This is a genomic window from Mesobacillus boroniphilus JCM 21738 (assembly GCF_000517385.1).
Lineage (GTDB): Bacteria > Bacillota > Bacilli > Bacillales > Cytobacillaceae > Mesobacillus > Mesobacillus boroniphilus.
The window spans coordinates 1-24,611 of the sequence record NZ_BAUW01000046.1 but is presented as its reverse complement, the minus strand read 5'-3'; the positions used below and the strand labels follow the sequence as shown (position 1 = coordinate 24,611).

General features: G+C 43.4%; 16 protein-coding genes and 6 pseudogenes. 2 read left to right on the top strand and 20 right to left on the bottom strand.

The window, feature by feature from the left end:
* Nucleotides 1-56: 56 nt before the first annotated feature.
* The 14 genes and pseudogenes from JCM21738_RS13215 to JCM21738_RS13155 form a co-directional block, all read right to left on the bottom strand.
* Nucleotides 57-848 carry a transporter substrate-binding domain-containing protein gene (locus tag JCM21738_RS13215; RefSeq protein ID WP_023627408.1) on the bottom strand — a complete coding sequence of 264 codons (792 nt, stop codon included), beginning with the start codon at nucleotides 846-848 and terminating at the stop codon, nucleotides 57-59.
* A 221-nt stretch (nucleotides 849-1,069) separates the two neighbouring features.
* Entirely contained in the window at nucleotides 1,070-1,507 is a 438-nt protein-coding gene (locus JCM21738_RS13210; protein ID WP_023627407.1) for a BrxA/BrxB family bacilliredoxin, read from the bottom strand.
* 214 nt (nucleotides 1,508-1,721) lie between these two features.
* Nucleotides 1,722-2,848: pseudogene (meaB, locus tag JCM21738_RS13205) on the bottom strand (methylmalonyl Co-A mutase-associated GTPase MeaB).
* Nucleotides 2,848-5,026 (bottom strand): annotated as a pseudogene (gene scpA / locus JCM21738_RS13200) (methylmalonyl-CoA mutase). The pseudogenes meaB and scpA overlap by 1 nt, the downstream one beginning before the upstream one ends.
* Nucleotides 5,013-6,536 (bottom strand): methylmalonyl-CoA mutase family protein, encoded by a 1,524-nt coding sequence (locus tag JCM21738_RS13195; protein ID WP_052019712.1) that lies wholly within the window; start codon nucleotides 6,534-6,536, stop codon nucleotides 5,013-5,015. Before JCM21738_RS13195 ends, scpA begins: the two are co-directional and overlap by 14 nt.
* Nucleotides 6,537-6,679: 143 nt before the next feature.
* Complete coding sequence (locus tag JCM21738_RS22535; RefSeq protein ID WP_052019710.1) at nucleotides 6,680-6,967, bottom strand: methylmalonyl-CoA mutase family protein; 288 nt, start codon at nucleotides 6,965-6,967, stop codon at nucleotides 6,680-6,682.
* Between the two features lie 172 nt (nucleotides 6,968-7,139).
* A complete protein-coding gene (locus JCM21738_RS13190) occupies nucleotides 7,140-8,453 on the bottom strand; it encodes a dihydrolipoamide acetyltransferase family protein (RefSeq protein ID WP_023627403.1) in 1,314 nt (437 codons plus the stop codon).
* A gap of 46 nt (nucleotides 8,454-8,499) precedes the next feature.
* Nucleotides 8,500-9,483 carry an alpha-ketoacid dehydrogenase subunit beta gene (locus JCM21738_RS13185; RefSeq protein ID WP_023627402.1) on the bottom strand — a complete coding sequence of 328 codons (984 nt, stop codon included), beginning with the start codon at nucleotides 9,481-9,483 and terminating at the stop codon, nucleotides 8,500-8,502.
* A 12-nt stretch (nucleotides 9,484-9,495) separates the two neighbouring features.
* Nucleotides 9,496-10,491: a thiamine pyrophosphate-dependent dehydrogenase E1 component subunit alpha gene (locus JCM21738_RS13180; protein WP_023627401.1), complete on the bottom strand. Its 996-nt coding sequence runs from the start codon at nucleotides 10,489-10,491 to the stop codon at nucleotides 9,496-9,498.
* A gap of 69 nt (nucleotides 10,492-10,560) precedes the next feature.
* Nucleotides 10,561-11,981, bottom strand: a pseudogene (lpdA, locus tag JCM21738_RS13175) (dihydrolipoyl dehydrogenase).
* 89 nt (nucleotides 11,982-12,070) lie between these two features.
* Nucleotides 12,071-13,155 (bottom strand): annotated as a pseudogene (buk, locus tag JCM21738_RS13170) (butyrate kinase).
* Between the two features lie 240 nt (nucleotides 13,156-13,395).
* The gene (gene bcd, locus JCM21738_RS13165; RefSeq protein ID WP_023627398.1) at nucleotides 13,396-14,490 is read right to left on the bottom strand and encodes a branched-chain amino acid dehydrogenase; all 1,095 of its coding nucleotides are present in this window, start codon (nucleotides 14,488-14,490) and stop codon (nucleotides 13,396-13,398) included.
* A gap of 28 nt (nucleotides 14,491-14,518) precedes the next feature.
* Complete coding sequence (gene yqiS, locus JCM21738_RS13160) at nucleotides 14,519-15,424, bottom strand: phosphate butyryltransferase (RefSeq protein ID WP_023627397.1); 906 nt, start codon at nucleotides 15,422-15,424, stop codon at nucleotides 14,519-14,521.
* A gap of 129 nt (nucleotides 15,425-15,553) precedes the next feature.
* Nucleotides 15,554-17,614, bottom strand: a complete 2,061-nt coding sequence (locus JCM21738_RS13155) for a sigma-54 interaction domain-containing protein (protein WP_023627396.1) — start codon at nucleotides 17,612-17,614, stop codon at nucleotides 15,554-15,556.
* Between the two features lie 214 nt (nucleotides 17,615-17,828).
* Here JCM21738_RS13155 and JCM21738_RS13150 point away from each other — a divergent pair, with 214 nt between their 5' ends.
* Nucleotides 17,829-18,092, top strand: a complete 264-nt coding sequence (locus JCM21738_RS13150; protein WP_023627395.1) for a DUF2627 domain-containing protein — start codon at nucleotides 17,829-17,831, stop codon at nucleotides 18,090-18,092.
* A gap of 1 nt (nucleotide 18,093) precedes the next feature.
* On the opposite strand, the gene JCM21738_RS13145 is transcribed toward JCM21738_RS13150, so the two are convergent.
* On the bottom strand, nucleotides 18,094-18,831 hold the full coding sequence (locus tag JCM21738_RS13145) for a glycerophosphodiester phosphodiesterase (protein WP_023627394.1): 738 nt from the start codon (nucleotides 18,829-18,831) through the stop codon (nucleotides 18,094-18,096).
* A 42-nt stretch (nucleotides 18,832-18,873) separates the two neighbouring features.
* Here JCM21738_RS13145 and JCM21738_RS23375 point away from each other — a divergent pair, with 42 nt between their 5' ends.
* On the top strand, nucleotides 18,874-19,014 hold the full coding sequence (locus JCM21738_RS23375; RefSeq protein ID WP_023627393.1) for a YycC family protein: 141 nt from the start codon (nucleotides 18,874-18,876) through the stop codon (nucleotides 19,012-19,014).
* 100 nt (nucleotides 19,015-19,114) lie between these two features.
* On the opposite strand, the gene JCM21738_RS24410 is transcribed toward JCM21738_RS23375, so the two are convergent.
* From JCM21738_RS24410 to ahrC, 5 genes and pseudogenes are all read right to left on the bottom strand, one after another.
* Nucleotides 19,115-19,288 carry a hypothetical protein gene (locus tag JCM21738_RS24410; protein WP_023627392.1) on the bottom strand — a complete coding sequence of 58 codons (174 nt, stop codon included), beginning with the start codon at nucleotides 19,286-19,288 and terminating at the stop codon, nucleotides 19,115-19,117.
* A gap of 211 nt (nucleotides 19,289-19,499) precedes the next feature.
* Nucleotides 19,500-20,332 (bottom strand): annotated as a pseudogene (spo0A, locus tag JCM21738_RS13140) (sporulation transcription factor Spo0A).
* A 504-nt stretch (nucleotides 20,333-20,836) separates the two neighbouring features.
* Nucleotides 20,837-22,129: a SpoIVB peptidase gene (spoIVB, locus tag JCM21738_RS13135; RefSeq protein ID WP_023627390.1), complete on the bottom strand. Its 1,293-nt coding sequence runs from the start codon at nucleotides 22,127-22,129 to the stop codon at nucleotides 20,837-20,839.
* A gap of 119 nt (nucleotides 22,130-22,248) precedes the next feature.
* Nucleotides 22,249-23,942 (bottom strand): annotated as a pseudogene (gene recN, locus JCM21738_RS13130) (DNA repair protein RecN).
* Between the two features lie 16 nt (nucleotides 23,943-23,958).
* The gene (ahrC, locus tag JCM21738_RS13125; RefSeq protein ID WP_023627388.1) at nucleotides 23,959-24,408 is read right to left on the bottom strand and encodes a transcriptional regulator AhrC/ArgR; all 450 of its coding nucleotides are present in this window, start codon (nucleotides 24,406-24,408) and stop codon (nucleotides 23,959-23,961) included.
* Nucleotides 24,409-24,611 lie beyond the last annotated feature (203 nt).

Here is a 24,611-nt window from a genome sequence, read left to right as displayed (position 1 = left end):
TCATGAAGGAGAAAGGCGCCCAGAAGACCTTAGCATTCTGAACGCCTGTTCACCTCTTACTTTTCTCCGCCAAACCATTTAACGATCAACTTGTCTACTTCGCCATTTTCCATCTTTTCTTTAAGAACCCTGTTAAATTCTTCGGTCAGCTTGCTTCCTTTAGGGAAGGCGATCGCTGAACCAGCTTCTTCTTCGTTTCCGTCTTCAATCGTAAAGCCAGCAAGATCAGCATTATTCTTGAAATAGCCCTCTGCTACTGTATCTTCAATAATTGCTGCATCAATGCGCCCGGCTTTGATTTCCTGGACTAATTCAGGAATCCTTGTGCGTTTCTCAATCTTGATATCCACTGTTTCACCGATTTTTTCAGCCTCTTCTTCCTGGATAGAAGAAAGCTGGACACCAACAGTCTTTCCATTTAGATCTTCGATTGATTGGATGTTGCTGTCTTTTGCAGAAACAATCATATGTTTCGCAGTATAGTAAACATCAGTGAAGTCAACATTCTCTTTACGCTCAGGAGTTGGAGTCATGCCTGCCATGACAAAATCAACCCGGTCGGCCTGAAGTGCACCAATTAGTCCGTTAAAATCCATATCCGTAATTTCTACTTCATATCCTAATTCATTTGCAATCAGATTTGCTAAATCTACGTCAAACCCAATGATTTCATCACTTGTAGCTGTTTCCACATATTCAAACGGAGGATAGTCAGCTGAAGTACCCATTTTTAGGACTTTCTTTTCCTCTCCGCCGTCGCCTGATGTTTTTTCAGTGCTTGTCCCGCATGCAGCGAGAACTCCCATTAATAAAACGCCCATCAATAAAACTGAAATTAACTTTTTCATTTGTTTGTTTTCCCCCTATAATGTCCATTCTGTAATTTTATACAAGTTTATTAATGTATTAGATATTAAACTTGTTATTTTATGCACACCAACTAATATTTATTAACTAAAATGTATTTTAACATATATTAATAAATATGCAATAACATTTTTAAATATAAATAAAATATATTTTAGCTATAAAAAAAAAGAACCCCGGCAAAACCGGGATTCTTCAGTACTTATACTTCTTCGCAATATTCTTCGAATGCATTTTGCAGTTTGTTTACGACTTGCATTGGATCGTGCCCTTCGATTTCATGGCGTTCGACCATTGCGCAAAGTTTCCCGTCCTTCAGCAATGCGAAAGATGGGGATGATGGCGGATAGCCAGTAAAATAGCTTCGTGCTTTTTCTGTCGCTTCCTTATCCTGTCCGGCGAAAACAGTCACAAGATGATCTGGACGCTTATCATAGTGAACAGCATGAGCTGCTGCAGGGCGGGCAATACCTCCGGCGCAACCGCAGACCGAGTTAACCATCACAAGTGTTGTGCCTTCTTTAGCAAATGATTGTTCTACTTCCTCGCTCGTTGTTAATTCTGTATATCCAGCTGCCACGATTTCCTGGCGAGCCTGGCGGACTACATCATTCATGAAAAAATTGAAATCCATGCTCATTGAAACATCTCTCCTCTGCTGTATAGTAACTAGTACATAAATATATGATACCAATTAAAATAAATTTTTCAAATTATGTTTAACTCTTATGGATTTCGGGAAAGGTAACAATACAGCTAGATCCATACCCCTAAACTCCCTAGATGAAGGACAACGGAACATTCCGTTGTCCGCTTTTTTTTGTAATAACGAAAAGCTGCCCAAATCGGACAGCTTATTCTTTCGCCTCAAAAAATGCTTTGAATAACTCCTCGACACCTGAAGCTACTGGTCTGTTTCCCGAAATGACTTCATTTTCTACCTTTGGAAGCAGGTTTTTTATTGCTGGGTTATGAAAGAAGTTTGCCTGAAGCTGATCGATGATTATATCATTCAGCCACTCTTTTGTCTGCAATCTTCTTCTTTCCTCAAATATTCCACTATCTTTCGTTAAACTCTCAAAGGCTGAGATTGTTTTCCAAATCTCATCAATACCTTTGTTTTGTATTGCTGAACTGGTCATGGCAGCTGTCTGCCAGCCTTTTGTCGCAGGCTGCAGGAAATGCAGGATCCTCTTATATTCTTCTTTGGTCTTTTTCGCTGTTTGCTCATTTAGGCCATCTGCCTTATTCACAATGACGGCATCTGCAAGCTCCATGATTCCTTTTTTCATGCCCTGAAGTTCATCGCCGGCACCAGTCAGTACGAGAAGCATGAAGAAATCGACATATCCCTGACGATGACCTCACTTTGACCAACACCAACCGTTTCAACAAGAATGACATCGAAGCCAGCTGCTTCACATAACAGCATCGTTTCCCGCGTTTTGCGATGGACACCGCCAAGTTTTCCTCCAGAAGGTGATGGTCGGATGAATGCCCTAGGATTCCGTGCAAGCTTTTCCATCCTCGTCTTATCGCCAAGGATGCTGCCTCCAGTCAAGCTGGATGTAGGGTCCACAGCCAGAACTGCAACTTTATGACCCAGGTCGCACAAAAAGCTGCCAAAGCTCTCGATAAAGGTACTCTTGCCAGCACCTGGCACACCTGTGATGCCAATCCTGATGGAACGTCCCGAGTCAGGCAACAGCTTCTGTAAGAGAGTTTGAGCCGTCTGAAAGTCATGCTCCGCATTGCTCTCAATCAATGTGATTCCTTTTGCCAGCGCTGTCCTGTCCCCAGCTTTGATGTCTTTAGCAAGCGAGGCTGGATTCAGTTTGCGTACATTCTTTTTTTTAACGAAACGCCCTGCTTTTGCTGCCGGCATTTGGGCATTTCCGCCTGACACTCCAGGCCTCACTACACTTGAAAACGAATCAGCCTTTTCGGGATCGAACCATTCCGGCTTTTTCTCATCATCCATTAGCTAGACACTTCCTCATAGCCCAGACGCTCATAAATAGTCCGTAAAACCTTCTGTGCCGCAACAGGAATGACCGTTCCCGGACCAAAAATCGCACTTGCTCCATTATCATACAAGAATTGATAATCCTGAGCCGGGATGACCCCTCCGACAATCACGACAATATCTTCGCGGCCTAATTTTTTCAGCTCTTTCACTAGCTGTGGCAGCAATGTTTTATGCCCCGCTGCCAAAGAGCTGATTCCGATGGCATGAACATCATTTTCTACTGCCTGGACTGCTGTTTCTGCAGGCGTTTGGAAAAGCGGACCAATATCCACATCAAATCCTAAATCAGCGAAAGCGGTTGAAATGACCTTTGCTCCGCGGTCATGTCCATCCTGTCCCATCTTCGCAATCATGATACGCGGCCTGCGTCCTTCATTTTCAAGGAACTCCTGTGTCATTTGCTGGACTTCGGCAATCTCCTCACCATTTGTGAAGGCAGTGCTGTATACGCCGCTGACTGAACGGATAACTGCTTTATGCCTACCGGCTGTTTTTTCGATTGCATCTGAAATTTCCCCAAGTGTCGCCCTTGCTCGAGCCGCCTTTACGGCATATTCCAGAAGGTTGCCTTCGCCTGTTTCAGCCACTCTTGCTAAATCATTTAAAGCTGATTCAGCTTTTTCATCATCTCGGTTTTCTTTCAGCTGCTTCAGTCTTTCAAGCTGTTTCGCACGAACGGCTGTATTATCGATATCGAGGATTTCCAGGGGATCCTCCTGATCCAGCTTATATTTATTTACGCCGATGATCGTTTCTTTTCCAGAGTCAATCTGAGCCTGTCTCCTTGCGGCCGCTTCTTCGATGCGCATTTTTGGAAGACCGGTTTCAATTGCTTTCGCCATCCCGCCAAGACCTTCAATTTCTTCGATATGCTCCCAGGCACGTTCGATGAGTGAATTGGTCAGGCTTTCAACATAGTAACTGCCAGCCCATGGATCGATAACCTTTGTGATCCCGGTTTCTTCCTGAAGAAATAGTTGTGTATTACGGGCTATGCGCGCTGAAAAATCAGTTGGCAGCGCAATCGCCTCATCCAGGGCATTCGTGTGCAATGACTGAGTATGCCCCATGGCTGCTGCATGTGCTTCAATTAATGTGCGGATGACATTATTGTATGGATCCTGCTCAGTAAGACTCCAACCTGAGGTTTGCGAATGAGTCCTCAAGGCCATCGACTTTTCGTTATTCGGATTGAATGTTTTAATCATTTTCGCCCAGATAAAGCGGGCAGCCCTCATTTTGGCTACTTCCATGAAATAGTTCATACCAATCGCCCAGAAGAAGCTTAAGCGTGGTGCGAATGAATCAATATCGATGCCAGCCTTAAGGCCAGTTCTCACATATTCAAGACCGTCCGCCAGCGTGTAAGCCAATTCAATATCCGCGGGAGCACCGGCTTCCTGCATATGATAGCCTGAAATACTGATTGAATTGAATTTCGGCATATATTTGGAAGTGTACTCGAAGATATCGGCAATGATTTTCATCGACATTTCTGGTGGATATATGTACGTGTTCCTGACCATATATTCCTTCAGGATGTCATTCTGAATCGTCCCGGATAATTGATCCTGTGTAACACCCTGTTCTTCGGCAGTCACGATGAAAAACGCATGATTGGCAGGACAGCACCATTCATTGTCATTGATACAGACATTTGTCGAGCGGGATACCGTCAAACAAAATTTTCATATCTAAAATAGAATCAATCGCAACTCCTGCTTTCCCGACGTCACCCTCGACGCGAGGATGGTCAGAATCATAGCCCCGGTGTGTTGCCAGGTCAAAGGCAACAGACAAACCTTTTTGTCCCATTGCAAGGTTTCGCCTGTAAAATGCGTTGCTTTCTTCCGCAGTAGAAAATCCTGCATACTGTCTTACCGTCCATGGACGGTTTACATACATGGCGGGATATGGTCCCCTCGTAAAAGGAGGGAGGCCTGGCATGCCTTCCATATGCTCTGTTGATGTTACATCATCTTTTGTGTACACTGGCTTAACCTTGATTTGCTCATTCGTCTCAAATAACAGATGATCTATTTTTTGTTTTATATGATGATCAACTTGTTCCTTGCTGACTTCCTTTTCCTCAGCAAACAAACGTACTTTAGTAAAATCAGGCTTTTGCATTTGCGCCCACCTCCATTTCCTGAAGCATCTCTGATAGAGTCTGTATTGCATTGCTTCTTACATGCAGGAACTCAATAATTCCGGAAGTTTTCCATTCGCTTTGTTTCTCGTCAGGGATGCCTGCCAGGTAAAGCTTGACATCGTGCTCCCTTGTAATCTCCTGCGCCAGCTCTGGCCCAAAAGAATTGTAGGCAGATTGATCCCCGCAAATAACAAACTGACGTGCATTCGACGAGTTAATAAACCCAATCGCTGCTGAAATGGTGTCCAGCTCGCCGCTTCTTTCAGCGTGGATTCCTCCTGCCGACAATAATCCGGAAATGAAATCTGCCCTTGCCTTATGCTTCTTCAGCTCACCCAGGCAAATTAGGCCGACAACAGGGGCCACTCCCTTTTTCTCAAGTTTCATAGCCTTGAATCTCAATTCTTCATAAGGCTCAGCTAATCTTTTTAATTTTAATGGTGTAAAGCTTGATTTCACTTCTTTAAAACTATCTTTGATAGTGCTCTCAGACACAATTTTACCTATGAGGGCTTCAAGAGAGTCTATCATATAATCTCTTTGTATCTCTTGGACAACAGATTCACTGATATCATCTGAAAGGTTCGCATAAACGTTTGTTCCAATCATGCTCTTTTTGCGTACAGCAATGTCCTGTTCGCGGACTTTAGCTTTCGCCGCAATCTTCTCCTGGAGCCAGCCTGACTTAAGCGTTTCATAGATACCGCCTTTGCTGTTAATTATAAGGAACATCTCCCATGCCTTTTCAGCCAGTTCCTTTGTCAGTGACTCAACATACCAGGAACCACCTGCAGGATCGGCTACTTTTTCAAGATGTGATTCAGATTTAAGCACCAGTTGCGTATTTCGGGCAATCCTTTCGGAAAAAAGATTCGCAGATCCTGCTTGTTCGTCAAAGCTTCCAGTGTGAAGATATTGGATTCCGCCCAAAACAGCCGCAAAGGTCTCATTTCCTGCCCTGAGCATGTTCACGTATGGATCAAAAATAGTTTTTGTGAACTTTGAGGTTTCTGCAGATATGACCATTTTCCGGTCTTCATTTTCTGCGCCGAAAGCTTCTGCAGTTTTGCTCCACAACAGCCTGGCAGCTCTAAGCTTGGCAGTTTCCATGAAGAAGTTTGAACCAATCGCAAAATGGAATACAATCTTTGATAACGCTTTCTTTAATTCCCATCCATTTTCCAGCAGCTTTTGCAGAAGATAAACTCCGGTAGAGACGGCAATAGCCAGTTCCTGCACTGCATTAGCGCCGCTGCTATTGTAAGGGACGGTATTGATCAGTACTGTTTTTACTTCTGGTAATTGCTCAGCTGCTTCTTCAAGGACCTTTGACCATTTCGCAAAAAATTCATTTTCCTCCGTCGGAAGTCCACCAATCAAACTTGCTTCGGCAACAGGATCCGTTGCAGCGAAACCTGATAGCTTTTCCGCAACACCTGCATCCTTACTGGCGATAGCCAAAGCTGCAAGCAATGGCGTTTGAAGCATTCCAGCGTCCAGGCTAAAAGGATACTTATTTATATAGGAAGAGAGGAATGACACTAATTCACGATTATCGGTAAATAACTGCGGTTTTACATCAAAGGAAATGGCTGTTTGTCCCTTTGACAGTGCGTTATCGAGTTTCCCTTTCAGCTCTTGACATCGGAGTAAAAGACACGGTTTGCTATATGCCAGGATTCCGACTGGTATCCAAGTGATTGAATGCCTCTTCTATAATCTGGCTGACCAGGCAGATCTCCGGCCAATTCATCTGGAAGATCTCCTTTTGTATAAAGCGGTTTAAGCGTAATATCCTCATATGTATTGTTATAAAGCGAATCAATTGGCTTACCTTTTAATGAAGCAGCAGCTTTTTCCCGCCAATCTTCAAATGTTGCCTCTTTGAACGAGGTAGCTTTCATATTTTCAATCGTCATAAAACTTACTGTCCATAGTTCAGACAGCTTTCCCCCCTTCACCATAAAATGTGGTAAAATTCTAATTTTTATACTCTACTATATTTTAGTATACGAATGCTTTTCTAGCAACGAAGGACATTTTATGTGAAAATTTAAAACGCCCAGGTTCTCCTGGGCGTTCTGTAAATTATTAATAGATGGACGTTGTCTCTTTTGATGTACTCTCAAGGATCTCTTTAACCCTTGCAAGAAAGCGGCCGCAAACCAGGCCATCCAGTACACGGTGATCAAGAGACAGACATAAGTTCACCATATCACGAACAGCGATCATGCCGTTGTTCATCACTACAGGGCGCTTTACGATCGATTCCACCTGGAGAATCGCTGCCTGTGGGTAATTGATGATTCCCATTGATTGAACAGAGCCGAAAGAACCTGTGTTGTTGACAGTGAAGGTTCCGCCTTGCATATCCTCGGAAAGAAGCTTGCCTGCACGTACCTTTTGAGCAAGTTCATTGATTTCACGGCCAATGCCTTTGATTGTTTTTTCATCCGCATTCTTGATGACAGGTACGAAAAGTGCATCGTCAGTCGCGACTGCAATTGAAATATTGATATCTTTTTTCTGGATGATCTTATCGCCAGCCCACATTGAATTGATTTGCGGGTATTCCTTCAATGCCTGGGCAACTGCCTTCACGAAGAAAGCAAAGAAAGTAAGGTTGAAGCCTTCTTTTTTCTTGAAGTCATCCTTTAGGCCATTCCTGTATTCTACAAGATTCGTAACATCCACTTCTACCATAGTCCATGCGTGCGGAGCTTCATGCTTGCTGCGCAGCATGTTCGCCGCAATCGCTTTGCGAACGCCAGTCACTGGGATTTCGATGTCACCGGCTGCAACTGGGACAGACGGAGCAGGCGCAGCTGGCTGTGCCTGTGCTGCATGCTGCGTTTGTGCCGCAGGCTGTGCTGGTGAAGATTGAACCTGCGCTGATTCTTTTGGTGCTTTGGTCTGTGAAGAAGCTTGAGGAATATTACCAGATTCAATCATTTGCTTAAGATCCTTCCGGGTAATCCTTCCGCCAGCTCCACTTCCCTTGACCAGGGATAAATCAATATTATTTTCCTGAGCCAGCTTCAATACAGCAGGTGAATATCTAGCCTTGCTTCCTTCCTCCTGTGCAGGTGCTGGTGCTGGAGTTGCACTTGCATTTGATGTAGTTGCAGAATCTGAAGCTGCTGGTGCTTCTTCAGCAGCTCCGCCTTCGATTTCAATTGTGCAGATAATTTCTCCAACTGCCAATGTATCACCTTCAACCGCAATCAATTCTTTAATTATACCTGAAAATGAGGATGGTACTTCAGCGTTTACTTTGTCGGTCATGACTTCTGCAAGTGGATCGTATTTATTTACTTTGTCGCCAACGGAAACAAGCCACTTGCTGATCGTTCCTTCGGTAACACTCTCACCTAATTGAGGCATTTTAATTTGTTCGATTACCACAGATTGACCCTCCTTCTCCAATCATTCTATTTCCAACATGAATATGTTAAAATTCAGCAAGCTCTCTCATCGCTTTTTCAACTTTATCAGGGTTGATCATGAAGTATTTCTCCATTGTTGGAGCATAAGGCATTGCTGGGACATCCGGTCCTGCCAGCCTCTTGATTGGTGCGTCCAATTCAAACAGGCAATGTTCTGCGATGATCGCAGAAACTTCACTCATGATGCTGCCTTCTTTGTTGTCTTCCGTCACAAGAAGGACTTTACCTGTTTTCGAAGCAGCCTCGATAATTGCTTCCTTGTCCAATGGATATACAGTTCGAAGGTCTAGAATATGAGCAGAAATACCATCCTTCGCAAGTCTTTCAGCAGCCTGTAGTGCAAAATGGACCGCAAGACCATAAGTAATGACCGTGATATCCTCTCCCTCCCGCTTGACGTCTGCTTTGCCAATCGGAAGGACATAATCATCCTCAGGAACTTCTCCCTTGATCAATCGGTAGGCACGCTTATGTTCAAAGAACAATACTGGATCTTCATCTCTGATTGCAGCTTTCAATAATCCTTTTACATCATAAGGTGTTGATGGCATGACGATTTTCAAACCAGGCTGGTTCGCGAAAACCGCCTCAACCGACTGTGAGTGGTAAAGCGCACCGTGTACACCGCCGCCGTAAGGAGCGCGGATGACCATCGGACAGCTCCAGTCATTGTTTGAACGGTAACGGATTCTTGCTGCCTCGGAAATGATCTGGTTTACAGCCGGCATAATGAAATCTGCGAATTGCATCTCGGCGATTGGACGCATGCCATACATTGCAGCACCGATTCCAACCCCTGCGATCGCTGATTCTGCAAGCGGAGCATCAATTACGCGATCTTCTCCAAACTTCTCAAATAAACCTTGTGTCGCTTTAAATACTCCTCCTTTTTTTCCAACATCTTCACCGAGGACAAAAACTCTCGGATCTCTTTCCAACTCTTCTTTGATTGCCAATGTCACTGCATCTATATAAGAAATTACCGCCATTTTCGTTCCCCCTTACTCTTCAGCATATACGTATTTCAGAGCATGTTCAGGCTCCGCATACGGTGCATTTTCAGCATAATCAGTTGCCTCATTAACGAGCTTCATGATTCGATCATTGATTTCCTTTTCACTTTCATCATTCATGATGCCATTTTCCTTCAAATAAGCGCCGAAGGTTATGATAGGGTCCTTCGTTTTGGCCTGTGCAACTTCATCTGGCGCACGGTAGCTTCGGTCGTCATCATCTGATGAGTGTGGAGTCAGGCGGTAGGATACAGCCTCTACAAGAGTCGGCCCTTCACCGCGGCGTCCTCGGTCAGCCGCTTCCTTGACCACTTTATAAACTTCTAATGGATCATTTCCATCAACAGTGATGCCTGGCATGCCATAACCGATCGCACGGTCGGAAACCTTCTCGGCTGCAACTTGCCTCTCGTAAGGAATCGAAATCGCATATTTATTGTTTTCAACCATGAAAATGACAGGAAGCTTATGGACTCCCGCAAAGTTTGCCCCTTCATGGAAATCACCCTGGTTGGATGAACCTTCTCCAAACGTAACGAATGTTACTAAGTCCTTCTTCTCCATTTTGCCTGCAAGAGCGATTCCAACAGCATGAGGAACCTGTGTTGTTACCGGTGAAGAACCTGTAACGATCCTGTTCTTCTTTTGACCGAAATGCCCAGGCATCTGGCGGCCCCCAGAGTTTGGGTCTTCCGCTTTGGCAAAACCGGAAAGCATCAGGTCTTTTGCAGTCATGCCAAAAGTTAAGACCACTCCCATGTCACGATAGTATGGAAGCACATAATCCTTTTCACGATCCAGAGCAAAAGCAGCTCCTACCTGTGCCGCTTCCTGTCCCTGACAGGAAATGACAAATGGAATTTTCCCGGCACGGTTCAACAGCCACATCCGCTCATCAAGCCGGCGGGCCAACAGCATTGTTTCATACATTTCCAAAACCTTTTCATCACTTAAGCCAAGTGCAGCGTGACGATTTTCTGCCATCTTTATACCTCCCAATTGTTCGTACAAGGCTCTTTTCCAGGAAAAGAGCTCTTGCTTATAAAATAGAAATTATGAATGGATTGCTTTGCCATCCACTGCCAGGGCAGCTTCACCGATTGCCTCTGACAATGTCGGGTGAGGATGGATAGTATGGGTAATTTCCCAAGGTGTAGCATCTAAAACTTTTGCAAGTCCCGCTTCTGAGATCAAATCCGTTACATGCGGGCCGATCATATGGACACCCAATATATCATTGGTTTCCTTGTCAGCTACGATTTTCACAAAACCATCGGATTCACCATATACAAGCGCTTTTCCGATTGCCTTGAAAGAGAATTTGCCTATCTTCACATCATGACCTTTTTCTTTTGCTTCATCTTCAGTCAATCCAACGCTGGCGGCCTCTGGAGAGCTGTAAATACATTTTGAGACGAGCGTATAGTCGATTGGATGTGGATCTTGATTAGCAATGTGCTCAACAGCGACTATTCCTTCATGTGAAGCTACATGCGCAAGCTGCAAGCCGCCAATCACATCGCCGATAGCATAGATGTGAGATTCTTTTGTCTGGAAAAACTCGTTTGTCTGGATGAAACCTCTCTCTAGCTGGATTTCTGTATTCTCAAGGCCGATTCCTTCCACATTAGCCTGGCGTCCAACAGAGACTAGCAATTTTTCAGCAGTGAATTCTTTCGTTTCGCCTTTGATCTCAGCGCTGATCGTGACACCATCGCCTTTTTGCAGTGTCTCTGATAAAACTTCGCGTTCGTTATGATTTTTACGCCTTTTTTCTTCATTGCGCGCTGCATTTCTCTTGAAACTTCCTTGTCCTCGGTTGGAACAATACGGTCTGCATACTCAATCACAGTGACAGCCGATCCAAAATCAGCAAGCATGGAAGCCCATTCGATGCCGATGACACCACCGCCGACGATGATGATTGACTTAGGCAGATCCTCCATCACAAGCGCTTCATCTGACGTCATCACATATTGGCCATCTACTTCAAGACCAGGCAATATTCTAGGCCTGGATCCTGTAGCAACGATGACATTTTTAGGGATCAGCATTTCATTTTCTTCGCCATTGTTCATTTCTACAGAAATGGTGCCTGGCATTGGTGAGAAGATGGAAGGACCAAGGATTCTTCCAAAACCTTCATAAACATCGATTTCCCCTTGTTTCATCAGGTGCTGAACACCACGGTGCAGCTGCTCGACGATTTTTTCTTTTCTTTCCTGCACCTTTACGAAATTGACGCCGACTTCTCCTGTCGTCACGCCAAAGTCTTCGCTTTTCTTTGCGGTAGCATATACCTCGGCACTGCGAAGCAATGCTTTGCTTGGGATACAGCCTTTATGCAGACATGTTCCGCCAAGCTTTCCTTTTTCAACGATGGCAGTTTTCAAGCCAAGCTGAGAAGCCCTGATTGCTGCTACGTATCCGCCTGTACCGCCTCCAAGAATGACCAAATCATATTCTTGAGCCATCTGGATCCCTCCTCTATATATGGTTTATCATTTTTTTTGATTGCTGATTTCCGCTCCACGCTCTGGCTGGTGTTATAACCCGGCCATTCTTATCTGCCTGGATATTCTTTAACTTTTTCTTCACCGCGCAAGATGCGGATGGCTCCTTCAGCAAGGGCCTGCAGTTCATTTTCACCTGGGTGGACTATAACGTCAGCAATCCAATTGATTCGTTCAGAGATTTCCTGGACGAACTCTTTGCCGTAAGCAAGTCCTCCAGTCAGTACAATGGCGTCCACTTTACCCGCAAGGACCGCACTGGCTGAACCGATTTCCTTTGCTACCTGGTAAGCCATCGCTTCATATACAAGCTTTGCCTTCCCATTTCCTTGCTTGATCATTTTTTCGACCTTCACTGCATCATTCGTTCCAAGGTATCCCACGAGGCCGCCCTGGCCGACTAGTTTTTTCATTATTTCTTCGCGGAAATAATCACCGGAAAAACATAGCTGAACAAGGTCGCCCGCTGGTACTGTACCTGCACGTTCTGGACTGAATGGGCCATCGCCATGCAGACCGTTATTCACATCAACAACTCTTCCCTTTTTATGCGCACCAACAGTGATACCGCCGCCAAGATGGGTAATAATCAAGTTCAGCTCTTCATATTTTTTACCCAGCTCTTTCGATACCCTGCGAGCGACTGCCTTTTGATTCAATGCATGGAAAATGCTTTTTCGTTCAATAAGCGAGAATCCCGATACACGCGCAACCGGGTCAAGTTCATCGACACTACCGGGTCGACGATAAAGGAAGGGATATTCAAACCTGAAGCAATTTCATACGCTAGAATCCCTCCCAGATTTGAAGCATGCTGGCCTGAATAACCTGCTCGCAGGTCATCGAGCATCTTATTATTCACTGCATATGTTCCGCCTTCGATAGGCCGTAAAAGCCCGCCGCGCCCACAAACAGCACTCAATCTTGAAATATTGATCCCTTCAGTATCAAGCGTTTCAAGTATCGTATTCTTCCTGAATTCGTATTGGTCGATGATGGTTTCATAGGAGTTGATGGCAGCTGAATCATGGCGGATCGTTTTTTCAAAAACGGAAACCTCATTGTCAAATACTCCAATCTTCGTTGATGTAGATCCTGGATTAATAACTAGAATCCGATGTTCTGTTTGTTGCACAGTTAAACCTCCAATTTGCTCACGGAATTCAAAAATCCGCAATACGTCAGTAGCATTTAGGAAACAGCAGAGGCGCCGAAACAAATTTTCAGCGCTCTCTGCGGGATCTTCGATAGGCTGTTTTCGAACACATTGTTGGTATCAGAATAACTTAACCCATAATTATAAACTTCGAGGCTTTGCCCTACCCTTGATAAACATGATGTTTAACACCAAGAATTATCTCGATATGAGCCTATCTTATCGGCGGCTAAGGATATGGTGGCCGTTTTGCAGGAATTGGCTGCGAGAGCTGTGCATTCTTTCAATACGTTCTTCTGCCATACGGTCAGCCGCTTTATAAGTAGGAATTCCATCCCTTTTAGCAATTGCGATTACTTTTTCGATATTATTGTAGATAGTTTCAACTTTTTTCATTGCTCTTTCAGCGTTATAGCCGTAAAGCTCATCTGCGACATTGATTACACCGCCAGCATTAATGACATAGTCAGGTGCGTACACAATACCCATTTCATGAATGATATCTCCATGTTTTGTATCCTTAAGCTGGTTGTTCGCTGCTCCAGCAATAACCTTCGCTTTTATCTGTGGAATCGTGTCGTCGTTGATTACTGCACCTAATGCACATGGTGCGTAAATGTCACAGTCCACACTGTAGATTTCATCTGGCTCAACCGTTTTAGCGCCAAAGTCCTCAACAGCCCTTTGTACTGCTTCCTTGTTAATATCAGTAACAATCAGCTGTGCGCCTTCTTCATGGAGGTGGCGGCAAAGATTATATGCGACATTGCCGACCCCTTGAACTGCGATTATCTTTCCTTCTAGGGAATCAGTTCCAAAAGCTTCCTTAGCAGCTGCCTTCATTCCTCTGTATACGCCGTAAGCCGTTACCGGGGACGGATTTCCTGATGAACCGAATGCTGGTGAGATACCAGTCACATAATCAGTTTCCTCATGGATTAAGTCCATATCTGCAACAGTAGTGCCCACATCTTCTGCAGTGATATATCTTCCATTTAAGCCTTGGATGTAGCGGCCGAATGCACGGAACATTTCTTCATTCTTATCCTTGCGCGGGTCGCCGATAATAACTGTTTTACCGCCGCCAAGATTCAAGCCAGCAGCAGCATTCTTGTATGTCATACCTCTAGCAAGGCGAAGTGCATCTTCAATTGCCGCTTCTTCTGATGCGTAAGTCCACATACGAGTTCCGCCCAAAGCTGGTCCAAGAGTTGTATCATGAATTGCGATGATTGCTTTCAATCCTGACTGTTTATCCTGGCAAAATACAACCTGCTCATAATCGTACTGTTCTAGATACTTGAAAATTTCCATTTCTAATTCCTCCCCTGGTTTATGTAAATTATTTAGAAGCAGAGCATAACGCCAATGCAAGTGAGTATAACTTGCTTTCGGCAGTGTCCGCCCTGGATGTTAACACGATTGGTGCTCTTGCCCCAGCAATGACTGCCCCAACCTTTGCGTTGGCAAAATAAATTAATGATTTATAAAGGACATTTCCTACCTCGATTGCTGGGACTAACAGGATATCAGCCCTGCCGGCGACTTCACTTTTGATCCCCTTATGCTCTGCAGCAAGCTGTGAAATCGCATTATCGAGGGCTAGCGGGCCATCCACGATACATCCGGGAATTTGTCCTCTTTTGTTCATCATTGTTAATGAGGCGGCATCTACCGTGGCCTGCATGGCCGGATTGATCACTTCAACCGCTGCGAGTGGCACCACTTTCGGCAGTTCAATCCCTATAGAATGAGCTACCTTGACAGCATTCTTGATGATTTGGACCTTTTGCTCGAGATCTGGAGCAATATTCATGGCTGCATCGGTAACAATTGTAAATCGATCGTAGCCCTGCACCTCAAATACAGCCACATGTGAAAGCACCCCCCCGGTTCTCAGTCCATATTCTTTATTTAAGACAGGTTTCAAAATTGCAGCAGTCGGAATATTCCCTTTCATCAAGACATGGGCTTCCTTGGCTTTGACTGCTTTCACGGCCATTTCTGCGGCAGCATTATTATTAGACGCGGAAATGATTTTAACCCGGTTGCTGCCTGAAAGTTCTGGATGATTAGCCGCAATCATTCTTTCGATTTCTTCCTTGTTTCCGTATAGAAAAAAATCTGCAATCTCCAGGTTTACAGCTCGATCAACTGCCTCTAATACCTCAGCATCTTCAGCTGCTGCGACAGCAACTGTTTTCCTGTCATTTTGGGATGCCATGCTGATAAGTGAGCCCAAATTCATGACTGATCAACCCTTCTGTTATTCTCGCATCACCGCTAATTATTAATGCAAGAACTGTGCCAACTTAAAACACTGAAAACGCTTTACTTTTGCGTAAAAATATTACGCAAAAAATGCATAGTGTGAAAATTATTGCATGCTATCTACTTCAATGTTATATTTTTCGAGCTTATAATATAAATTTCTGACTGATACTCCTAAAACTTTGGCTGCAGCTGTTTTATTCCCATTTACAGCGTTAAGAGTTGATTTAATTACCTTCGCTTCGTATTTGTCCAACTGGACCGCAAGAGGTTCAGTCGGAATTGACTGGCCTATCGTATCATCACTGTCCTTCAATTGGCTGTTCTGTAATTCAGGTAAATGCTCAATCCGGATGATCGTTTCACTATAGCTCAAGAAGATAATTGCACGGCCTAGGACATTTTCAAGCTCTCTTACATTTCCGGGCCAATCATAATCCATCAACTTTTTAATGGCATCCTCAGAAACACATTCAACGTTACGACCATAGTCTTGATTAATTTTGCGGATTAACCTTTCACAAAGGAGAGGGATATCTTCCTTCCTTATTCTTAGTGGCGGTATATGAATGGGCATTCTGTTCAATCGATAATATAAGTCTTCTCTAAAACTGCCGTTCGCAATCGCTTTTTCAAGGTTCATATTTGTGGCGGCTATAACCCTGACATTGATTGGTACAGGTTTCGTTCCACCCACCCGGACAATTTCTCTCTCCTGTAAAACCCTGAGCAGTTTGGCTTGCGTATTGGCAGACAATTCACCGATTTCATCAAGAAAAATACTGCCGTTATTGGCTTCTTCAAAAAAGCCGCGTTTACCGCCCCGTTTAGCACCTGAAAACGCTCCTTCTTCGTAGCCGAACAGTTCGCTTTCCAGCAGCGATTCTGAAATTGCCGCGCAATTGACACGTATGAACTTGTTGAATCTGCGGTCGCTGGCATTGTGAATCGCATGGGCAAATAATTCTTTCCCCGTTCCTGATTCCCCGCGAAGAAGAACAGTTGCAGGCGTTTTTGCTCCGAGCTTTGCCTGTTCAATCGAAATCGTCATTTCTTCTGATTGGCCGATAATATCCTCAAACGAGTATTTAGCTTCAAGAGTCCTGATAATCTGCCTTGCGCGTGTCAGCTCCCGATTCAAACTCTGGATTTCCGACATATCATGGATAACCCCGACACTTCCCTTTAGCTTCCCATCTACTATAATTGGTGCTACGTTGACAACAACTTCTTTTTTATTCGGTCCGACCCTCATCGCTGTTCCACGAACTGGCCTTCTCGTCTTAAGGACTTTCATGTGCATGCTCTCGCCTTCTGATATATCAGCGGTGGCTGGGTGTCCGATTACTTCCTCTTCCTTAAGTCCGGTTATCCTGGTATAAGCAGGATTGATCAAAATCCCCCGTCCATCCTCATCTACCACAGAGATTGCTTCATCACTTGAATTTATGATGGCCTGAAGCATTGTTTGGATCTCTTTTAGATTCGTTATCTCTTCCGCAAGATTCACAACTTCTGTAATATCCTTAAAAACAGAGAACGCTCCAATCAATTGGTCATTTTCATCAATGATTGGAATTCTTGTAGTGATGATTTTCGACCCATTCGGAAGCAATAATTTCTGGTTGGACTCTGTCTTCCTCGTGTTCAAAATTCTCGGAAGCTTGCTTGTTGGTATAATTTCTAAGACATGTTGCCCTTCTGCCTGTTCCCTTGTTGTTCCGATAATTTTTTCAGCGCTTTTGTTATACAAAGTTATGATTCCTTCTGTATTGATGACTACCATGCCATCTCCAGAAGAGTTAAAAATCAAGTCATGCTCATATGTAATTTTTCTGAGAGTTTTTATTAACTCTTCCTTTTCCTCTAAAAGCGTCGACAGCAAGAATGCGACGCTGCCGGGAATCAGTACAGTGTTTTTACCTCGGGCTTCCCTTAATTCCTTGAAGACTTCTTCCTCACCGGTCACTTCGATGATGATATCAAGATGATCTGACATATATTGATGCCAATCTGTTCCGGTTTGGATGCCAGCATTTTGCGCCGCAAGAATTCCGGGTGCACCAGGATTAAGGTCAACCACAGCTATCACATCTGCAGTCTGTTTAAAAATGTTCAGGATGGCCGTTCCGCCCTTACCCGCTCCTACAATCATTACTTTCTGCATAATATCCACCACATATCCGGAAAAATATTTCATGGGTCAAATTTTCTAGTCAGCAAAATCTTTCACTATTATTGTAATTCTTTTTGTATGCGCTGACAAATTTCTTAGTTTTCTAACTCTTCTGCAAGTAATAATCCATGAACAAGTTATATTGCGGAAAAACACGAGGTTAAGTATACTTTTTAAAAGAGGACAAATAACGAGGGGAAAACAAATGATCAGGATCATAGCATTAATCATTATGTTGATACCAGGCGTCATTGCTGCATTAGGCGTAAAACTTATGCGCGACATGGTGTTTGGAATCTTGCAGGCGCCATTTCCGTATTTGTGGCTTCAATTCCTTGTGGGACTTCTTTTTTTCCTGGCTGGACTGGGGTTCATCGCTGGTTTCATTCTGCATCGAGATCGCAAAAGAAATAAAGTCCAGGCATTTTTTCGAATACCTGATAGCAATAAAAAACAAAACAGGCCTTGATTTATTCAGGCCTGTTTATTTTTCCCCTTATTCTTTTCGCCTTTGCAGGGTCATCCGTTATGATCGCACTGCAATTAACCTTGAATAACCTTTCCAGTTCGATCTCTTTATTTACAGTATATGGTCTCACTTCAATCCCGCTTTCCAGCGAAGCCCGGACGATATGATCCGGCGCAGCCCGCCAGTGAGGATGAAAACCTTTGGCTTTTATAGACTGTGCGTATATCCATGGCATGTATAAACCCTCGGACAGCAAAGGTGCTATCTCAATCTCTGGCGCAAGCAAATAGCTTTGGACAATGCTGTAATGATTGAAGGATGAAATGATAATCCTGTCCGATAAGCCATAGGCCCTAACCATATTTATGACCTTTTCTTCCATACCCTCATAAGGAATGATGCTGTTTTTTAACTCAATATTGCAGACCATTCCGGTTCCTGATAGCCATTCCAGTACTTCATCTAAAGTTGGGATCGGTTCTTTTTTTGGTAAGGCTTCAAATTTGAAACGGGCATCCAATTTTCTTAATTCCTTTAAATTATAGTCCTTTACCAGTCCGGTGCCATCTGTCGTACGATCAACCATCTCATCATGAATCACAACCAGCTCAACATCTTTTGTCATCTGGACATCGAACTCCAGGCCCTCAGCACCTGCTTTTTCTGCTTCTTTAAATGCCAGCAAAGTGTTTTCTGGATATTCGGCTGCATAGCCGCGATGTGCTAAAATAAGAGTCATGAACCATCACACCCATCTTTTCAATTTGGAGGTAAATAAACAATGAGACCATTACATATTTCTGCTGAGACTGCTGTTAAGCTGTCCGAAAAGCTCGGAGTGCCTATTGAACAAATCATGCATATGCCCCAACATATCCTTATTCAAAAATTGACAGAACTTGAAAAAGAAAAAGAAAAATAAATCCCAAACGCCTATAGGGCGTTTTTTATTGTACAGGAAATTATTAACTATATATAGTTGTGGATAACTACATGTAGTATTCTTAATCTAGCTCCAGCGCCTAGCCCCCTCGAGTCGCTTGTCTAGTGTCGCCTCCTAGAAACTCCGAAACTTCAACTCCGCCGGCAGAAGCAAAAAGCGCTTCTTTCTCGGAGTCTCCAGTTTCTGCGTTTCTGGACAGTCGGGTATACATTTCTATTTCGGTCCGCCCAATGAAGTCAAAGAACGACTTCACCGATCGGCCTCCAGCGCTTGTCGGGGCTGAACGGGGCGCTTGCGCTTTTTGTTCTGTAATCCTTCGCTATATATACATGATAATATGCATACTCATGGTTTACCAATTTTCAGGAATATAAAAACATCTCACTATAGTACGGTAAGACCGTGAAAAAGTAAGATGTTCCATAAAATATTATGAATAAATTGCTAAATATTCCCTAACTCTTTCAAGAAGCTTTATGCTCAAGACGCAGCTTGTCAGCGACCATCGCGATAAATTCGGAATTTGTCGGCTTTGCCTTTGACATCGAAACAGTATATCCAAACAGCGAGGAAATGGAATCAATATTCCCTCTGCTCCACGCCACTTCAATCGCATGGCGGATTGCACGTTCTACACGGCTTGCCGTTGTATTGAATTTCTTAGCGATATCTGGATAGAGGACCTTTGTGATCGAGCCAAGTAGTTCAATATCGTTATATACCATTGAAATGGCCTCACGCAAGTACATATAACCTTTAATATGTGCCGGGACGCCAATTTCATGGATGATGCTCGTAATGCTTGCATCAAGATTTTTAGGCTTTTGTTCCGCATTTCTGCCATAATTGATTGATGACGATGGTTTGCGAGCAACTGATTTTACCTTGCCGCTTACCTGACGGATATGTCCTGCAAGTTGCTCCATATCGAACGGCTTTAGAATGAAATATGATGCCCCAAGGTCTACTGCCTTCTTTGTTACATCTTCCTGGCCAAACGCAGTCAACATGATTACATTTGGAATGATCCTTTCTTCATTTCACGAAGTCTCTCCAGGACCGCTAGCCCATCAAGGTGCGGCATAATAATGTCCAAAAGCAAGACATCAGGATCCGTATCTTCGAGCATTTCTAAACATTCCTGGCCATTATGGGCAACTCCAACAATCTCCATATCATCCTGAGAGGAAATATATTCCTCAAGAAGACCTACTAATTCTCTGTTGTCATCAACTACGCATACTTTTATTTTGTTCACTACTTGGTTCCTCCTCAATCCAATTATGATCACAAACATTATCCTCTTTAAATTCTATTCTAAATGACTAATTCGACAATGCAACAGAAATTCCTCTTATTTTTAATTTTTTCTTAAAAAAGTAATATTTTCTTATTAATGCTTCGTTTTCCTTTGTTTTTCGACTTATTTCGATAGTTGACAAAAAAAGCTTATGATAATTTGTCGAATAATCTTGGTATTTGGGTGTTGTTATTAGTTTATGCTGATTATTCTTCCCACTGGCAGTGAGCCCGCTCGTCGTAAGCTAACACCTTTGTAATTTTTCTGTCCGTCTTCCTCATGATGACGGACACTTTTTTACGATTTTCTTCGATTTCTGTCCGTCATACCCCTGATGACGGACACTTTTTCACGATTTTCTTCGATTTCAGTCCGTCATACATCTGATGACGGACACTTTTTTACGATTTTCTTCGATTTCTGTCCGTCATACCTATTCGGCGGCTGTATATTGTTATACACAAAGAAAAGGCGGCTATTTGCCGCCGCCGAATTCCTGTATTAGCTTGCCTGCTCACTTGGTTTTTCGTAAATGTCTATGCCTGCTTCATTCAGCATCCATTCTATATGAACACCATATCCACTTGTTGGGTCATTTACAAATACGTGGGTTACAGCTCCCACTAGCTTATCTCCCTGGATGATCGGACTTCCGCTCATTCCCTGGACAATTCCACCTGTTTTTTCTAACAATTCCGGGTCGGTTACTTTGATGACCATCCCTTTTGTTGCTGGAAACTTCTGTGGGATGGTGCTTACAATCTCTATATCAAAAAGGTTCACTTCGTCATTATTCACGACCGTGAGGATTTTCGCCGGGCCTTCCTTTACTTCATGTGAAAGAGCAATTGGCAGGGGTTTATCAAATACGCCATTTGAAATATCTTTGTTCAGTTCGCCGAAGATACCAAAAGGACTGTTCCTCTTAATATTCCCAATTACTTCCTGGTCAGATGAAAAGCGAGCCAGCTTTTCCCCAGGATTGCCTTTACCGCCTTTTTCAATCGAAGTAACTGTAGATCTTACGATTTGCCCGTCACCAACGACAATTGGCTTCTTCGTATCCATGTCGGAAATGACATGACCCAGTGCTCCATATTTCTTTGACTGAGGGTGATAAAAAGTCATTGTCCCAATTCCTGCAGCTGAATCGCGTATATACAACCCAAGCTTATAGTTGTTTTCATTCACATCTCTTTTTGGCTGGAGTTGAGTTTTGATTTTTTCATTTTCCCTTTTAATCACAACATTCAATGGCTTTCCGTCTTCCCCAGCCTGCTTAACAAACGGGCTGATGTCTGCCATTTTTTCAATTTGCTGTCCATTGATTTCTGTAATAATGTCGCCTTTTTTTATGCCTGCTTTTTCACCTGGTGACACTCTACCTTCATCAGCCTGAACCTGGTGATGCCCGACCACAAGGACACCAACCGTATTCAGCTTTACTCCTATTGATTGGCCGCCTGGCCTGACCTTGAAATCCTTCAAGACGTTGACATCGACTTTTTTAACCGGAAATCCGGCCAGTTCAAGGACCATTTCATCCTTCCCATGTCTTTTTGCCTGTAAAGACAAGGTTTCACCTTTTTGGTCCACTGCGATATTTGAGTCTTTTAAAGGAGCAGATACTTGGACTGCATTTGCCTGGAAATCAAGCTTTTGCCCCTCGAATAATGTTATATCTCCCGGAATAGATAAATATTCATGTACTGGTTTTGCAAATCCTAAAGCAATTAATGAAACAAGGAGAATTCCACCAATAAATTTTCTGAGAAAATCTTTTTTCAAATCCATTCACTCTCCTCGCTTCTAGTCCACACACATCGAAAATGGCTACATCTTTAATTTTGCCTCGACTCCCCGCATTTATAACCTGTATAAAAATAAAAAAGCTACCCATTATGGATAGCTTTTCATGTAACGGACTTCATATTTTGGGCAAGCTTCAGCAATTCTTCAGCATGCTGTTTCGTGAGGTCCGTAACTTCAACCCCAGATATCATCCTGACGATTTCCTTTACCTTCTCAGAAGAGGAAAGTGGAGTGACAGATGTTTTTGTCCTTCCATTCTTTATGACCTTTGCGATATACAGGTGGGTATCGGCCATCGCGGCGACTTGTGGCAAATGCGAAATGCACAGAACCTGTGAGCCAGTCGACACACTATAGATTTTTTCGGCAATCGATTGTGCGACCCGGCCACTGACTCCTGTGTCCACTTCATCAAAAATGATTGATGTAACACCCTGATGTTTTGAAAAGATACTTTTCAGGGCGAGCATGATTCGAGAAAGTTCTCCTCCGGATGCAATTTTTGACAAAGGCTTCAGTGGTTCACCTGGATTGGTCGAGATATAAAATTCAACTTTATCTGCGCCGTTTTTATGAAAATGGTGGCCAGAATCCGCGTCGATTCTTAGGTCGAATACCGTCTTTTCCATATACAGCTCTTTAAGTTCTTTATGGATTAATTTAGTAAGTTTTTTCGCCCATTTCCTGCGGGTTTGAGTCAGGTTATTGGCCTCGATGCGCAAATCCTTCTTAAGCGATGCAAGCTCCTTTTCCATCTGCCCAATATGGACTTCTTTATTTTGCAGCGTCTCAATTTCTTCCTCGATTTTTGAGGAATACTCAAGGATTTCTTCTATCGTTTTCCCATATTTACGCTTCAATTGATTGATTTCATTTAGTCTTTCTTCAATTTCAATCAAGCGTTGAGGGTCATATTCAAGGGAATCAAGTTCATTCCTGATAGTCCTCGCTGCGTCTTCGAGCATATAAAAACTGTTCGCCACAGTGTCAGCAACATTTTTGTAGTCTGGATCCAGATCGGCCGCATTCTGAAGGTTATCCATTACTAAACCAATCCAGTCAAGTCCCTTTTGCTCACCCTGCAAAGCTGAATAACTAGTCTGAATGCTCTCGTAAATCTTTTCGAAGTTGCCAAGCTTGCGCTTCTCTTCAAAAAGCTCCTCATCCTCGTTCATCTTAAGATCCGCTGAGAGGATCTCATCATGTTGAAACTGGATCAAATCAAGTCTGTGGGCCATTTGCTGTTCATTTTCACTTAAGCTTTTCAGCTTTTTCTGTATTTGTTCAAACGAACGGAAAACATGCTGGTATTCATGAAGGGCAGGCAGGATTTCATCTGCACCAAATTGGTCAAGCAGATTGATATGCTTCGTCTCATCCATCAATTCCTGATGCTCATGCTGACCATGAATATCAATCAAGGCCGAACCTACTTCACGCAGGACTGCGATCGTGACAAGTTTGCCATTAATTCGGCAGACACTTTTTCCGCTAGCCGAAATATCTCTTCTTAAGACAATCATGCATCTTCAATTTCAATGCCAAACTCTGCTGCTTTTCCATAACTCGGATGATTTTCGCCTTCCAGATGGAATAAACCTTCAATTTCAGCTTTATCTTCGCCATGGCGGACAAATTCTGCTGAACCCCTTCCGCCCACGAGCAGGTGGATGGCATCAATAATGATCGATTTCCCTGCCCCTGTTTCACCCGTGAGTACGGTAAGACCTTTATTAAAAGAAACGGATAATGATTCAATTATTGCGAAATTTCGTATCGATAATTCATTTAACAAGCAAACGTCACCTCATTTACAGCATTTCGAGAAAACGATTTGTGACTAGCTCAGTATCCTCTGGAGTCCGGCAAATAATCAAGATGGTATCGTCTCCACAAATCGTGCCAAGAATATCTTCCCAATCGAGATTATCAATCAGTGCCCCGATCGCATTGGCATTGCCTGGAAGTGTTTTCATTACTAAAAGATGGCCTGCCTGGTCAATCCGGATGAAAGCATCCATTAACGACCTTTTTAATTTTTGCAATGGATTGAAACGCTGATCGGCAGGAAGACTGTATTTGTATCTGCCATCAATCAAAGGAACCTTTACAAGATGGAGCTCCTTGATATCACGTGAAACTGTCGCCTGTGTAACGTTAAAACCGGCAGCTTTCAATCGATCGACGAGTTCATCCTGCGTCTCGATATCTTTACTCGCGATTAACTCACGAATTTTTATATGGCGCTGTCCTTTATTCATTAATATCACCCCTGGATATATCCGAAACATTCATATACTCATATGTTAGCCGATTTCAACAGAATGTACAATCTTTCGTGGTCTTTCGGCAAAAGTTATCGTTGGAATTGACGAAGTGGTGAACTTCATGCAAAAAAAGTTGGTTACGGAAATATCAAGTTGAAATTTCGCTTCTTTTTAGATCGCAGAACAAATAGCGCAAG

Excerpts from the sequence above, each read along its gene's own strand:
- JCM21738_RS13180 (WP_023627401.1), bottom strand. The coding sequence starts at position 10,491 with ATGGCAGAAAATCGTCACGCTGCACTTGGCTTAAGTGATGAAAAGGTT.
- JCM21738_RS13185 (WP_023627402.1), bottom strand. The coding sequence starts at position 9,483 with ATGGCGGTAATTTCTTATATAGATGCAGTGACATTGGCAATCAAAGAA.
- bcd (WP_023627398.1), bottom strand. The coding sequence starts at position 14,490 with ATGGAAATTTTCAAGTATCTAGAACAGTACGATTATGAGCAGGTTGTA.
- spoIVB (WP_023627390.1), bottom strand. The coding sequence starts at position 22,129 with ATGGATTTGAAAAAAGATTTTCTCAGAAAATTTATTGGTGGAATTCTC.
- JCM21738_RS13195 (WP_052019712.1), bottom strand. The coding sequence starts at position 6,536 with ATGCTTCAAACGCCATTGCTTGCAGCTTTGGCTATCGCCAGTAAGGAT.
- yqiS (WP_023627397.1), bottom strand. The coding sequence starts at position 15,424 with ATGAATTTGGGCTCACTTATCAGCATGGCATCCCAAAATGACAGGAAA.
- JCM21738_RS23375 (WP_023627393.1), top strand. The coding sequence starts at position 18,874 with ATGAGACCATTACATATTTCTGCTGAGACTGCTGTTAAGCTGTCCGAA.
- JCM21738_RS13150 (WP_023627395.1), top strand. The coding sequence starts at position 17,829 with ATGATCAGGATCATAGCATTAATCATTATGTTGATACCAGGCGTCATT.
- JCM21738_RS13215 (WP_023627408.1), bottom strand. The coding sequence starts at position 848 with ATGAAAAAGTTAATTTCAGTTTTATTGATGGGCGTTTTATTAATGGGA.
- JCM21738_RS22535 (WP_052019710.1), bottom strand. The coding sequence starts at position 6,967 with ATGACGATTGAAAATATGAAAGCTACCTCGTTCAAAGAGGCAACATTT.
- ahrC (WP_023627388.1), bottom strand. The coding sequence starts at position 24,408 with ATGAATAAAGGACAGCGCCATATAAAAATTCGTGAGTTAATCGCGAGT.
- JCM21738_RS13155 (WP_023627396.1), bottom strand. The coding sequence starts at position 17,614 with ATGCAGAAAGTAATGATTGTAGGAGCGGGTAAGGGCGGAACGGCCATC.
- JCM21738_RS13210 (WP_023627407.1), bottom strand. The coding sequence starts at position 1,507 with ATGAGCATGGATTTCAATTTTTTCATGAATGATGTAGTCCGCCAGGCT.
- JCM21738_RS13145 (WP_023627394.1), bottom strand. The coding sequence starts at position 18,831 with ATGACTCTTATTTTAGCACATCGCGGCTATGCAGCCGAATATCCAGAA.